The sequence below is a fragment of the Streptococcus sp. F0442 genome (assembly GCF_000314795.2).
Lineage (GTDB): Bacteria > Bacillota > Bacilli > Lactobacillales > Streptococcaceae > Streptococcus.
Genome location: NZ_KB373314.1, coordinates 554418 through 567685, shown reverse-complemented (window position 1 = coordinate 567685; position 13268 = coordinate 554418). Strand labels below are relative to the sequence as shown.

12 protein-coding genes are annotated in these 13268 nt (G+C 43.7%); 10 read left to right on the top strand and 2 right to left on the bottom strand.

The genetic code is table 11. The features are described 5' to 3' along the window. Nucleotides 1-318 (top strand): DUF4298 domain-containing protein, encoded by a 318-nt coding sequence (locus tag HMPREF9186_RS02925; protein ID WP_009731333.1) that lies wholly within the window; start codon nucleotides 1-3, stop codon nucleotides 316-318. Between the two features lie 357 nt (nucleotides 319-675). Here HMPREF9186_RS02925 and HMPREF9186_RS11060 read toward each other — a convergent pair whose 3' ends face one another. Then, entirely contained in the window at nucleotides 676-846 is a 171-nt protein-coding gene (locus HMPREF9186_RS11060; protein WP_003002781.1) for a DUF3042 family protein, read from the bottom strand. 83 nt (nucleotides 847-929) lie between these two features. On the opposite strand from HMPREF9186_RS11060, the gene miaA reads away from it, so the two are divergent. Genes miaA through HMPREF9186_RS02890 form a run of 7 tightly spaced genes read left to right on the top strand, consistent with a single transcriptional unit; the run spans nucleotide 930 to nucleotide 6487 of the window. After that, the gene (gene miaA, locus HMPREF9186_RS02920; protein ID WP_009731332.1) at nucleotides 930-1817 is read left to right on the top strand and encodes a tRNA (adenosine(37)-N6)-dimethylallyltransferase MiaA; all 888 of its coding nucleotides are present in this window, start codon (nucleotides 930-932) and stop codon (nucleotides 1815-1817) included. After that, nucleotides 1810-3057, top strand: coding sequence for a GTPase HflX (gene hflX, locus HMPREF9186_RS02915; RefSeq protein WP_009731331.1), 1248 nt, complete (start codon nucleotides 1810-1812; stop codon nucleotides 3055-3057). Before miaA ends, hflX begins: the two co-directional genes overlap by 8 nt. After that, nucleotides 3041-3670, top strand: a complete 630-nt coding sequence (locus HMPREF9186_RS02910) for a hypothetical protein (RefSeq protein ID WP_009731330.1) — start codon at nucleotides 3041-3043, stop codon at nucleotides 3668-3670. Before hflX ends, HMPREF9186_RS02910 begins: the two co-directional genes overlap by 17 nt. Nucleotides 3671-3673: 3 nt before the next feature. After that, nucleotides 3674-4603, top strand: a complete 930-nt coding sequence (gene rnz / locus HMPREF9186_RS02905) for a ribonuclease Z (protein ID WP_009731329.1) — start codon at nucleotides 3674-3676, stop codon at nucleotides 4601-4603. Between the two features lies 1 nt (nucleotide 4604). After that, nucleotides 4605-5360, top strand: a complete 756-nt coding sequence (locus HMPREF9186_RS02900; RefSeq protein ID WP_009731328.1) for an SDR family NAD(P)-dependent oxidoreductase — start codon at nucleotides 4605-4607, stop codon at nucleotides 5358-5360. A 10-nt stretch (nucleotides 5361-5370) separates the two neighbouring features. Then, entirely contained in the window at nucleotides 5371-6081 is a 711-nt protein-coding gene (locus tag HMPREF9186_RS02895; protein WP_009731327.1) for a class I SAM-dependent methyltransferase, read from the top strand. A 1-nt stretch (nucleotide 6082) separates the two neighbouring features. Next, nucleotides 6083-6487, top strand: a complete 405-nt coding sequence (locus tag HMPREF9186_RS02890; protein WP_009731326.1) for a GNAT family N-acetyltransferase — start codon at nucleotides 6083-6085, stop codon at nucleotides 6485-6487. 51 nt (nucleotides 6488-6538) lie between these two features. Here HMPREF9186_RS02890 and HMPREF9186_RS02885 read toward each other — a convergent pair whose 3' ends face one another. Beyond that, nucleotides 6539-10363 (bottom strand): Spy0128 family protein, encoded by a 3825-nt coding sequence (locus HMPREF9186_RS02885; protein ID WP_009731325.1) that lies wholly within the window; start codon nucleotides 10361-10363, stop codon nucleotides 6539-6541. 469 nt (nucleotides 10364-10832) lie between these two features. Here HMPREF9186_RS02885 and recJ point away from each other — a divergent pair, with 469 nt between their 5' ends. Further along, nucleotides 10833-13058, top strand: coding sequence for a single-stranded-DNA-specific exonuclease RecJ (gene recJ / locus HMPREF9186_RS02880; RefSeq protein ID WP_009731324.1), 2226 nt, complete (start codon nucleotides 10833-10835; stop codon nucleotides 13056-13058). Beyond that, on the top strand, nucleotides 13055-13268 hold a 214-nt coding region (locus tag HMPREF9186_RS11055), incomplete at its 3' end, for a TipC family immunity protein (protein WP_009731323.1). The genes recJ and HMPREF9186_RS11055, both read left to right, overlap by 4 nt.

Here is a 13268-nt window from a genome sequence, read left to right as displayed (position 1 = left end):
ATGACAATTGCAAAGGAAAAAATTGAACGCATCCAAAGGATGGAAGGTTATTTGAACGACTATGCCAAGACTTTGGAAGAAACAAAAAAAGCAGTGGATCGACTAAAAGAGCATCAAGAGAGCTATATCCAACTGCGCGATTATTATAGTAGTCAGGCCTATTTTGATGACTTGGAACTGTCCAATCAAGCTGATTTTCCAGCCGATCTTCCTTGTGGTGTCTTGTCTGAAGATGCCGTCTATGATTTGTTAGACGAGCATTTTCAGATGGGAGTGGAACTCTTGGAGATCGCAACGAAAATGATCAAAGAACGGTGAAATTTCAATCTAAAAGCTCCGGGAAACCGGAGCTTTTAGATTGAGGACAAACGTCATCATAGAAACTTTCCTTAGGTGAGTACGGACGTCAGCGAACTTCGAAGAAGTTCCATGACTTAGTTTTGAACCTAAAGTTTCAAAACTCCCGAGTGCTAGAAACTATCGTGTTTCTAGCACTTTTCTCACGGCGGAAAGTTTCAGTAATGTTTGAATAAACATAACATATATCATTCTAATTCTTTTAGCATTACTTGTGTTAGCTTATCTTGACAAAACCTACCAGTAAAAGAAAATTTTCCAAAATGGACTTTTTTCTTCAGCAAAAAAAGCTCCGGTTTCCCGGGGCTTTTTGTTGGATTAGTGTGAGACACGACGACGTGCTGCTTTTTTGCGGTTTTCTTCGATGAAAGCTGCTTTTTGTTCTTCTGGCTCGATTACTTTTTTCTTGAATGTGTAAACTGCACCTGCGACAGCAGCAACTGTACCAGCAACACCAGTAACAAAACCTTTACCAAATCCTTTAGCCATGAGAATTTCTCCTTTTCTGAACTTTAAATATTTATGTTATAATATATGGTAACGAAAAAACGTGAATTTTGCAAGGAAAAACGATGAAAACCAAGATAATTGTGATTGTGGGACCGACCGCGGTTGGAAAGACAGCTCTTGCGATCGATTTGGCTCAAGCCTTCAATGGTGAGATCATCAGTGGCGATAGCCAGCAAGTCTATCGCAAGCTGGATATTGGAACTGCCAAGGCGACGCCAGAGGAGCAAGCTGCGGCTCCCCATCATTTAATCGATGTGCGGGAGGTGACCGAGTCTTACTCGGCCTTTGATTTTGTAGAGGAAGCCAAGCAGGCCATCGAGGATATCACAGCTCGAGGGAAGTTGCCCATCATTGCAGGTGGGACGGGCCTCTACATCCAAAGTCTTCTTGAAGGCTATCATCTTGGTGGTGAAGTTCCCCATGAAGAGATTCTGGCCTATCGGGCTCAATTAGACTTGCTTTCAGACGAAGACTTGTACCAAAGAGTGGCGGAGCAAGGACTTGTGATTCCTCAGATCAATCGTCGTCGGGCCATGCGGGCTCTTGAAATTGCGCATTTGGGGAAAGACCTAGCAAACGAAGAGACCGATTATGAACCTTATCTGATCTGCCTAGATGATGATCGGTCCTTGATCTATGATCGCATCAATCGTCGAGTAGATCGCATGCTAGAGGAGGGCTTATTAGAGGAAGCCCGTTGGCTCTATGACCATTATCCAGATGTGCAAGCCAGTAAAGGGATTGGCTACAAGGAACTCTTTCCTTACTTTAAGGGGGAGCAAAGCCTTGAAGAAGCCAGTGAGACCCTCAAGCGCAACACCCGGCGTTTTGCTAAACGGCAACTGACCTGGTTTCGAAATCGGATGGAAGTAACCTTTTACGCCATTTCTGCCCCCCACTTCAAGGAGCAGGTTCTTGCAGATGTAAAGGAGTTTTTAGAGCATGATTGAAACAGAAAAGAAACAAGAACGCATCCTATTGGTCGGTGTGGAACTACAAGGCATGGATAATTTTGATATGTCGATGGAGGAGTTGGCCAGTCTAGCTAAAACAGCCGGTGGTGATGTCCGGGGCTCTTATACACAAAAGCGGGAGAAATACGACACCAAGACCTTTGTCGGCTCAGGAAAATTAGAAGAAATTGCTCAGATGGTCGAAGCAGATGAGATTACGACAGTGGTAGTCAATAACCGCCTAACACCCCGGCAAAATGTCAATTTAGAAGAAATCCTTGGGGTTAAGGTCATTGACCGGATGCAGCTGATTCTAGATATCTTTGCCATGCGAGCTAGGAGTCATGAAGGGAAGTTGCAGGTGCACTTGGCCCAGCTTAAATACCTCTTGCCACGCCTTGTCGGTCAAGGGATCATGCTCAGCCGTCAGGCTGGGGGAATTGGTTCTCGTGGTCCAGGGGAAAGTCAGTTGGAGTTGAACCGCCGGAGCGTTCGCAATCAAATCACCGATATCGAGCGCCAGCTCAAGGCAGTAGAAAAGAATCGGGAAACCCTTCGTGAAAAACGCTTGGAATCACCTGTCTTCAAGATTGGTTTGATCGGCTATACCAATGCAGGAAAGTCGACCATTATGAATCAGCTGACCAGTAAGAGCCAATATGAAGCAGATGAACTTTTTGCGACCTTGGACGCCACAACCAAGAGCATCCACCTAACAGGCAATCTGCAAGTGACCCTGACCGATACGGTTGGCTTTATCCAAGATCTGCCAACAGAGTTGGTATCGAGCTTTAAGTCGACCCTGGAAGAAAGTAAGAACGTGGATCTCTTGGTCCATGTCATCGATGCTTCTGATCCCAATCATGAAGAGCATGAAAAGACCGTTCTCTCTATCATGAAGGACCTGGATATGCTGGAGATTCCTCGCTTAACCCTCTACAACAAGGCGGATAAAGTAGCGGACTTTACCCCAACCCAGACACCTTTTAGCTTGATTTCAGCTCGCTCTGAGACAGCCCGTGAGGATCTGCAGGCTTTGTTCCTAGAAAAACTGAGAGAACTCTTTGTTCCCTTTACCATTCGCGTTCCCTTTTCAAAATCCTATCGGACACATGACTTAGAGACGGTCGCGATCATTGACCAGCGCGAATTTGAAGAAGATGTCGAGGTCATTCAAGGCTATATCGCAGAGAAAAATAAGTGGAAGTTGGAAGAATTTTATGACGGATTACGTTGATTTAGCAATAAAATATGGAGGCTATACCAGCCTCGATCGGGTCTATCTGACCAATCTTTTAAGCACGATCCCTGAGGAATTGCGTCTCCGTGTGATTACGCCTCCCCCAAGTGTGATCAACGCTTATTTCGCAGAGCTCTACCAAAAGAAGAGTCCCAAGGAGGCCATGGATTATTTCTTGGACTTGAGCCGAGCATTTGACTTATTCACAGTTCAGAAAAGCTTTAATGAACAAAAACCTTTTATCCGTCTCAACTTATCAGGTCAGTCTTATGGCTTGGCCTATGTAAATGGAGAGATAGCCTGTGTCTTTGCTGAACATCCAGTGGCGGAAATCACCCCTTCGATTTTATTCGAAATCGCAGAGATTTTTCCGCATTGTTTGGTCTTTGAAAAAGATGGCAAGATCTGTCTGCAAGAGGCCGGCCCAGAAGTGGTCACTAAAACAGAAGCCCTCTCAGCCCTGACGGATTTGATGACATTGGAAGATGGACGCTTGAAACTGTCAGGTTATAACCAGGAGGAGCTGCTTGAGCATGCTCAAGCCTATCCTTTCAACCATTCGTTCCGTTCAGAGAACCGGACGGCCATGATTTATATAGATAGAAAGTAGACAATGGACATTCAATTTTTAGGAACGGGAGCTGGGCAACCCTCAAAAGCCCGGAATGTATCGAGCTTAGCACTCAAATTGCTGGATGAGATCAATGAAGTCTGGCTCTTTGATTGTGGCGAGGCGACACAGAATCAAATTTTAGAAACGACCATTCGTCCGCGAAAGGTTAGCAAGATCTTTATCACTCACCTACACGGAGACCATATTTTTGGTTTGCCAGGTTTCCTCTCTAGCCGGGCTTTCCAGGCCAATGAAGAGCAGACGGATCTGGATATCTATGGACCAGTAGGGATCAAATCTTTTGTCATGACAAGTCTTCGCGTATCGGGTTCTCGCCTGCCTTATCGCATCCATTTTCATGAATTCGATGAAAACTCTCTAGGAAAAATTTTAGAAACTGATAAATTCACGGTTTATGCGGAAGCTTTGGACCACACCATTTTCTGTGTAGGTTACCGGATTATGCAGAAGGACCTTGAAGGAACACTGGATGCAGAGAAGTTGAAGGCGGCAGGAGTTCCTTTTGGACCGCTCTTTGGGAAAGTCAAAAATGGGCAAGACGTCACCCTGGAAGATGGCACCAAAATCATTGCAGCCGACTATATTTCAGCCCCTCGACCTGGTAAGATTATCACGATCCTAGGAGATACACGGAAGACAAATGCTAGTGTACGACTAGCAGTCAATGCGGATGTCTTGGTCCATGAGTCCACCTATGGCAAGGGAGATGAGAAGATTGCTAAGAAACACGGCCACTCGACCAATATGCAGGCGGCAGAAGTAGCGCGTGAAGCTGGAGCCAAGCGCCTTCTTTTGAATCACATCAGTGCTCGCTTCTTATCAAAAGACATCAGCCAATTGCGCAAGGATGCGTCCAGCATTTTTGAAAATGTCTATGTGGTCAAAGATCTAGAAGAAGTGGAGATCTAAGATGCGAACCATCATTATCACAGGAGCAAGTGGAGGATTGGCACAGGAAATGGTCAAGCTCCTCCCTGAAGACCGGCTCATTCTCTTAGGGAGAAATCAAGAGAAACTGGAAGACCTCTATGCTGACCATCCTCAAGCCGAATGCATCGGGCTTGATATCACCGATTCCTCAGCCGTCCAAGATTTGGTAGAAGAGCTCTATCAGCGCTACGGACAGATCGATATCTTGGTCAACAATGCAGGCTATGGGATTTTTGAGGCCTTTGATCGCATTTCTGACCAGCAGGTGCAGGAGATGTTTGAAGTCAATACCTTTGCCCTCATGCAGCTTTCACGCTTGATGGGTGCGCACATGAAGGCAGCAGGAAAGGGGCACATTGTCAATATCGTCAGCATGGCGGGCCTCGTCGCAACTGCCAAATCCAGCCTTTATTCGGCCACCAAGTTTGCGGCCATTGGCTTCTCTAACGCTTTGCGTTTGGAACTCATGCCCTTTGGTGTCCATGTGACGACAGTCAATCCAGGCCCAATTCGGACCACTTTCTTTGATCAGGCAGACCCAGACGGAAGTTATGTCAAAGCTGTAGACCGGTATATTTTGGAACCGGACTTTGTGGCTAAGAAAATTGTCAAAAATTTTGGAAAAGCAAAACGTGAGCTCAATCTGCCTTGGCTCTTGAACCTGACCCACAAGCTCTATACCCTTTTCCCACGCATCTCAGACAAGCTAGCCTGCAAGATGTTTAACTTCAAATAGGAGGAGATAGATGGCCACAAATATTCAAGCCTATTTAGAGAACCTTCGGCAACCCTGGGGACAGATCTATTATGATATCCTTTTTGAACAATTACAGGACATCAAGGGAAAGCGAGTGCTCGATTTTGGCAGTGGTTTCGGTCTTGTAGCCAACCACTTGGCGCAAGACAATCAAGTCCTTGCTGTGGAGCCTAATGAGGAAATGGTGGCCTTGCGGGTCCAGGATCATCCTTACCAGCAACTGGTCGGGAGTTTGGACCAAATAGAAAGCTTTGAAGATGCCAGTTTTGAGGTCATCCTTTGCCACAATGTCTTGGAGTATGTGGAGGATCGCAAGGATGTTCTCAAGGAATTCACCCGTCTCTTGAAACCAGGAGGCCTGCTCTCTATCGTCAAGCACAATGAGGTTGGCCGCGTCCTACAGACCGTCGTCTTTGAAAATGATTCTCAGAAGGCCCTTGATTTGCTAGCAGGTCAGGATCTGGAAACCCACTCCATGGGCTTGGCTCAGGCCTATGATATCGATGCAGTAGTAGAAGACCTAGCCCTCGAAGTTCAGGACTACCAAGGAATTCGTGTCTTTTATGCCTTGCAGGACAATCGCTTCAAGAGCGAAGAAGGCTGGCGAGAGTCTATGCTCAAAATGGAGCTGGCCGTTTGCCAAGAGTCCCCTTACAGAGATATCGCCTTCTTCCAGCACTATAGCTTAAAAAGGAGTTAAGATGTTACATTATAAAAAAGAAATTCCAGAGATGACAGACCTACTCGCACTCTATAGCTCAGTCGGCTGGACCAATTATACTAACAATCCAACCATGTTGGAAGAAGCTGTCAAAGCCAGTCTCTGGCAGTTGGCGGTCTATGATAAGGAAGAGTTAGTAGCCTACATTCGCTTAGTAGGAGATGGCCATTCTGTCATTTTTGTGCAGGACCTATTGGTGCGACCAGATCACCAGCGCCAAGGCATTGGAAAGAAACTCTTAGAAGAGGCTTTAGCGACCTTCCCTACTGTCTATCAACGGCTCCTTGTTACTGAACGAAGTGAGAAAAATCTTGCCTTTTACCAATCCCTGGGTTTTGTCGAACTGTCAGAGCAAGCCTGTACAGGGATGATTTATAAAAATTAATATCATACAAGAAAAAGATCTAGTCACGTTTGACTAGATCTTTCATGTTTCTTAGAAGTCTTCTTTCTTCTTAAGTGTTATAGAAGCAATAGCTGTAGCGACGAATGTCAAACCAGTTACAAGAAGTCCTAAATGATCTTCAGTTCCTGTTGAAGGAAGAGATTTTTTATTTTCTTTAGGTTTGTCACTAGATTTAGGAGTTTCACTAGATTTAGGTTTGTCGTTAGACTTAGGTTTATCTCCATTTGGTGATGGAGGTGTTGATGATTTAGGTTTATCTGTTGATGGTGGAGGTGTTGATGATTTCGGTTTATCTGTTGATGGTGGAGGTGGAAGAAGTTTATTCACCACGTTTCCTTTATCAACAACAAGGTTTGTAGCAGCAACATAGTCGCTTACAGAAACTTTGATAACTTCATTTGAAAGTTGGTAATCACTTGGAGCAGAGAGCTCTTTGATTACGTAATCTTTCGCTTCAAATCCAACAAAGCTTGCAAGTCCATCTTGACCAGAAATTGCTTGCGCTTGGCCTTGTCCATATGGGTTTGCAACAGGTGTCACACCATCTGCTTCAAAGAGTCCAAATACAGCACCGGCAAGGTAATCACCCTTTTCATCTACTTTACGAACCTTAAGGGTGTAAAGTTTCAATTCAGGAATATCAATTGTTGGTGGAGTTGGTGGGATGACCTTGTTAATAAAGGTTTTCTTGTCACCATAAGAAACTACCGCTTGGATCGCATTTGATGCTTCATCTTTTGTGACAGTAACTGTGACATCCACTTGACCTTCATCGTATTGGATGTTTGCCTGATCAGCTGGTACGACTTCTTTAATGGTATATTGATGAGTACCAATCATCGCTTCCGTGTAGGCGATCGCATCAAATGTCACTGTACCATCTGCAGCATTTTGTTTTGTTTGAAGAACAGTTCCATTTTCGTCCAAGAGGTTAAAGCTAAATTCACCACCTTGAAGGTCACGACCTTCTAAAATCTTGCTTGTGGTAATTTGTTTTTCACTTGGAGTTGGAGGTGTCGGAGGTGTATACGTGTTGGTAAAAGTAAGAGTATCCATCTTACCATCGTATTTCACATCCGCAGTCAATTGTCCAGTTGCATCTTTTGTGACAGTTACTGTTACAGTATGAACAGTTTCATCATAAGTAATAGCGGATTCTGGCGTAGCTGGTTTTTGTTCAGCGATTGTGTAGGTGAAAGTACCGGCCTTGCTAAAGGTTACTGGATTGAAGAGAATATCACCATTCTCACCATTTGTCTTGGTATCAAGGACTGTACCATTTTGATCCTTGAGAAGGAAAGTAAATTCATTAGCTTTTAATGTACGATCGCTCGAACCATTGATCGCCAAAACTTTTTTAGCCTTAAATTGAGCTGACGTTGGTTTCACTGTTGGAGGAACAGGCGTTGGAGGTGTCGGAGGTGTCTTCGTATTTGTGAAGGTATTACCTTTTTCAGTATCTCCACCTGAGTAAGTCACAGTAGCGACGAGTTTGTCGTTTGCTTTCTTCACAGCAACAGTAGCCGTGATGGTTTGTGTGCTATAGTTGATAGAAGCATCCGTACCTTTGTTTTCGGTAATGGTGTAAGCGTGTGTTCCTTCTGCAGTATAAGAAAGTTCCTTAAAGGTTACAGTACCATCTGCCTTGTTCTTGGCAGTTTCAAGGGTAGTGTTTCCTTCTTTTAAGACAAATTCAAATTGATTGTCTGCCATCGGTAAGGTTGTTTCATCTTCTTTAAAGAGCTTTTTCACTTGAAGTGTAGCTGTTACACTTTCTGTTTTAGGAGCTTCTTTTTTGTTGATGAACGTATCTGTGTTAGTTTGACCATCAGAGTAGTTGATTTGTTCGACAACTAAAGCATTGTCTTTTTCAACCACTACAACCGTAGCCGTGATGGTTTTATCACTGTAGGTAATGGTTTTGTCACTACCTTTTGTTTCAGTGATGGTATAGGTGAATGTTCCTGCGTGGTCTACAGTGATGGTATCAAAAGTAATCGAACCATCTTCTTTGTTCTTAGCTGTACCAACAACTTTATCGTTTGCATCTTTTGCAACAAACTCAAAGTCATCGCCCTTCAGTTCGCCACCTTCAAATGCTTTTTTAAGTTTTAAGGTTACCTTAGCATTTGAAACTTTTGGTTTATTTTGAGTATTGGTGATCGTATTTTTTTGTTCACCATCTCCACCTGAGTAAGTGACAGTAGCAACGAGTTTGTCGTTATCTTTCTTCACATCGACAGTAGCCTTGATACTTTGTGTACTATAGTTGACACTAGTATCTGTACCCTTATTTTCAGTGATGGTATAAGTATGAGTACCTTCTTTATTGAAAGTCAGAGACTTAAAGTTAACAGTGCCATCTGCTTGGTTCTTGGCAGTTTCGACTACTTTGTTATTTTCGTCTTTCAAGACAAATTCGAATTGACCTTCTGTGATCGGAACTTGTGTATGTTCCTGATCGCCGGCTATTTCGAAAGTTTTTTTAATAACAAGATTTGCAGTGGTTTCAGTAACTTTTGGTTTATTTGAAGTGTTTACAACTTTGATAACATTCGACTCATTGATTGGTTCAACTTTTGAAGTATATCCATCAGGTGTATTTGTTTCCACTACGGAGTACTCAATCTTCTTACCGTCTTTGATACCTGGTAATTTAGTAAATTCTGCTTGCCAACCAGAAGCCTTTGTCAAGGTCTTAGTCATTCCGTCTAATTTTTTACCATCAGCTACTAATTGAACAGTGATATCTTTACGATCTGCTTCGCTATCGCCAACCCATTCTTTTTGAACTGTAACAGTCTTGTCACCAGTTACCCAGAAGTTCAATTCTGTGTTATTCCAGAATGCAGGATCTGTTTGTGGTGTTTTGATTTCATCAGCTGTTAACGTAGCATTGTTATCTACGCGAATAGTTGTCTTAGGAATTAATGTTTGGTATTCAACGATCAATTCATCGCTAGACGCTGTTTTAAATACATCACTGACATCTGATAAATTCACGGTAAATCCATTACCGTCTGCATCGAATTTCACATGTTGCCAGAAGTCCCATCCTGAAGCAACCACTTGTCCACCTTTTCTTAATGTGAAGGATGGTTTCAAGTATGTTCCAACGAAGAATTCACTTGCAGCGTGATTGGCAGCTGGAGCAAAAGTGATTTTTGAGTAATCGACAGCTGGAGCTTGGATTTTATCTGATACAACAGGATTTGTGATGGCTTGTTTCTTACCATCTCCGTTAATACGAATGAACCAAGTAGTGAGGTAATAGTCATCTCCAACGTTCATCCATGCATAGTTTTCAGATGCATCTAATTTGAATTGTTTAGAAACAAAATCACCAGTACGATTATATTTATTTAAGACAGATTCAAATACGCCGGGTCCATCAGGACGAGTGATGATGACAGATTCTGAACCGACTTTAGAAGTGGCAGTCTTGTTTCCAGGGTTTCCTGGAGTGTTATCCCATTCCGCTTTGTATGAGAATCCACCTTTTACGTTTTGGTTCATTGATTCGATTGCTTTTTTGAAAGTAAAAGTAATCTTTTTACCTGTCATCGAAACAGTCGCCACTTCAGCACCGTTTGCTTGTAGTGATTGTGTTGCGATTTCAGTGATATTGACACCTTCTGGAGCATCGATTGTGAAAGTGTCGCCTTCTTTAACAGATTTACCTGTTAAATCCCAGTCAAATGAAAATGTAACTTTTTGTCCACTTGTCTGAGCCTTTAAATTGGTGACAGTTGGTGAAACAGTGGCTGCGCTAACAGGTTTGATCACAGACAAGCCTAAGGCTACCACACCGATGATAGCTACAAATGCAACTATCTTTTTATAAAGAGATTTCAATTGGCCTCATTTCCTTTCTTTTGCATGCCTTCTCCCATTTTTCTATATAGTGATATATCCTAAAACAGAAAGGCTTCTAATTTCTACTCCTTGAAACTAGTCGCCTTATTTGATGATGGATCTATAAATGATCTGTTAGCTAAAAGTAACAACCTCAGCGATCAGATCCGCATCAAAGCCTCTAATTACGTTTGTTTACATAGAAAAATAAGGTAAATGACAAGCTTAGTAATGTTAAAACGATAATAAACGTTTGAAATTATAACAGAATAATCATCCCATCACATATTTAAAAAGATTATTATCATAATATATTATAAGTTTTTATACCTATAAGTCAAGCCAAATGAAACAAAAATAGAGCTTGCTGTTCATTTTATTTCAAGATCTGTCTGACCCTTTATTTCCCGACATTTCCTGCTTTCATGATATAATATTCAGATAAGAAAAAGAGGAGACCAAAAGCTAGATGATCACTTCAAAATACGATTGGCAGTTAGCTTCGCCAAGTGCAGATGAGGCCTTTTTAGCCCTTGCTAAAAAAGCAGGCCTGGAAGCGTCCGTAGCAACCTTGCTGTATGAGCGTGGCATTCAGACCAAAGAGGATTTAGAAGACTTTTTAGAGCCCAAGCTGGAGAAGCTTCACGACCCTTATTTGCTCCATGATATGGACAAGGCAGTGGAGCGCATTCGTCGGGCCATCGAAGATTACGAGCAGATCCTCATCTATGGAGACTATGACGCGGACGGGATGACCTCGGCCTCTATTATGAAGGAAACCTTGGAGCAGATGGGAGCAGAGGTGCAAGTCTACCTACCCAACCGCTTCACAGACGGCTATGGTCCCAATGAGAGTGTCTACAAGTACTTTATCGAGCAGCAAGGTATTTCTTTGATTGTCACGGTGGACAATGGTGTCGCGGGCAATCAAGCCATCGCTATGGCCCAGGCAATGGGAGTAGATGTCATAGTAACGGACCACCACTCTATGCCAGAGGACTTGCCGCATGCTTATGCGATCATCCATCCAGAGCATCCAGATGCGGCCTATCCCTTCCATTATCTAGCAGGCTGTGGTGTGGCCTTTAAATTGGCCTGTGCCCTCCTAGAGGAAGTGCCCGTCGATCTCTTAGACTTGGTCGCGATCGGGACCATCGCTGACATGGTGAGCCTGACAGATGAAAATCGAATTCTGGTCAAATACGGCCTGGGGGTTCTCCAACATACCCAGCGCATGGGCTTGCAGGAGCTTTTGGAGATCGCAGGGATTCGTCCGGAGGATGTTAATGAAGAAACAATTGGCTTTCAGATCGCCCCTCGTCTCAATGCCCTTGGTCGCCTCGATGACCCAAATCCAGCCATCGAACTACTGACTGGTTTTGATGATGAAGAAGCGCACGAAATTGCTCTCATGATTCATCAAAAGAATGAAGAACGCAAAGAGATCGTCCAAAGCATCTACGACGAAGCTAAAACCATGGTCGACCCAAGCTTGTCTGCCCAGGTCTTGGCTAAAGAAGGCTGGAATCCGGGAGTGCTTGGCATTGTTGCCGGTCGTCTCTTAGAAGAACTTCACCAGCCGGTCGTTGTTTTAAGTATCGAAGATGGACGAGCTAAAGGAAGCGCTCGCAGTCCTGAGTCAGTCAATATCTTTGAGGCTCTCGATCCTCACCGGTCACTCTTTGTTGCCTTTGGAGGACATGCCGGTGCAGCAGGGATGACGCTCGAGGTGGACCAACTCCCTGCCTTGTCTCAGGCCCTTACCGACTATATTTCAGAGCAAGAGATAGATCTCAGCAGCAAGTCTAGCTTAGCGATCGATGAGGAACTGCATTTAACAGAATTAACGCTTGAAACCTTGAAAAGCTTTGATCGCTTGAGTCCTTTTGGCATGGATAATAAAAAGCCTGTCTTTCTGATCCGTAACTTCAAGGTAGAAGGGGCACGCTCAATGGGAGCTGGCAATACTCACTTGAAACTCAAAATTTCTCAAGAAGATGCGACCTTTGAGGTGGTTGCCTTTGGCTTGGGAAGCTTAGAAACAGAATTTGCCCAGGCGCAAGACTTAGAGCTAGCCGTGCAATTGTCTGTCAACCAATGGAATGGCCAAACGACCCTTCAGCTCATGCTGGTCGATGCGCGTGTGGACGGCGTCCAGCTCTTTAATATTCGCTCTAAAACAGCCAGCCTCCCCTCAGGTGTTCCTGTTCTTGATTTTACCAAAGAACTGCCTGATCTAGTAGGAGCAACTGCTGTAGTGGTTGGAAATATCCCTGAGGATATAGAGCAACTGCGTCACATCTTTCAAGAGCATGATTTCCAGGTCGTCTATTTCAAAAATGAAATCGCCAAAGCCTACTATCTGACAGGCTACGGTAGCAGGGACCAGTATGCCAAACTCTATAAAACCATTTACCAATACCCAGAGTTCGATGTCCGTTACAAACTCAAAGACCTAGCGGCCTATCTCAAGATCCAGCAGATCCTCTTGGTCAAAATGATCCAGATCTTCCAAGAGCTGGGCTTTGTGACCATTGAAAATGGCATCATGAAGGTCAATAAAACAGCAGAAAAACGGGAAATCGCAGAAAGCACCATCTACCAAAAACTCAAACAAACGGTGAAAGAGCAGGAATTGATGGCCCTTGGAACAGTTCGTGAAATCTATGATTATCTGACAAGACAGACCTTATGAAAAAACCTCTAAAACAGTTTCTCTGGCTTACTCCTATCCTACTTTTTTGCCTTTATTGGTTGGGAATCTACCTGAGCTTGAAGAACCCCATGGAAGAAATTAACTATTCTGAAAATGGTGGATGGATGCGCTATGTGATGTTTAAGCCTTATACAGAAACGATAGGGAACGATGGTATTTGGAAAGAAAACGAGGATTTTCAGACCTACC

Bases quoted from the DNA above. Each gene is read 5' to 3' on its own strand.
- HMPREF9186_RS02925 (WP_009731333.1), top strand. From the start codon at position 1: ATGACAATTGCAAAGGAAAAAATTGAACGCATCCAAAGGATGGAAGGT.
- HMPREF9186_RS11060 (WP_003002781.1), bottom strand. From the start codon at position 846: ATGGCTAAAGGATTTGGTAAAGGTTTTGTTACTGGTGTTGCTGGTACA.
- miaA (WP_009731332.1), top strand. From the start codon at position 930: ATGAAAACCAAGATAATTGTGATTGTGGGACCGACCGCGGTTGGAAAG.
- hflX (WP_009731331.1), top strand. From the start codon at position 1,810: ATGATTGAAACAGAAAAGAAACAAGAACGCATCCTATTGGTCGGTGTG.
- HMPREF9186_RS02910 (WP_009731330.1), top strand. From the start codon at position 3,041: ATGACGGATTACGTTGATTTAGCAATAAAATATGGAGGCTATACCAGC.
- rnz (WP_009731329.1), top strand. From the start codon at position 3,674: ATGGACATTCAATTTTTAGGAACGGGAGCTGGGCAACCCTCAAAAGCC.
- HMPREF9186_RS02900 (WP_009731328.1), top strand. From the start codon at position 4,605: ATGCGAACCATCATTATCACAGGAGCAAGTGGAGGATTGGCACAGGAA.
- HMPREF9186_RS02895 (WP_009731327.1), top strand. From the start codon at position 5,371: ATGGCCACAAATATTCAAGCCTATTTAGAGAACCTTCGGCAACCCTGG.
- HMPREF9186_RS02890 (WP_009731326.1), top strand. From the start codon at position 6,083: ATGTTACATTATAAAAAAGAAATTCCAGAGATGACAGACCTACTCGCA.
- recJ (WP_009731324.1), top strand. From the start codon at position 10,833: ATGATCACTTCAAAATACGATTGGCAGTTAGCTTCGCCAAGTGCAGAT.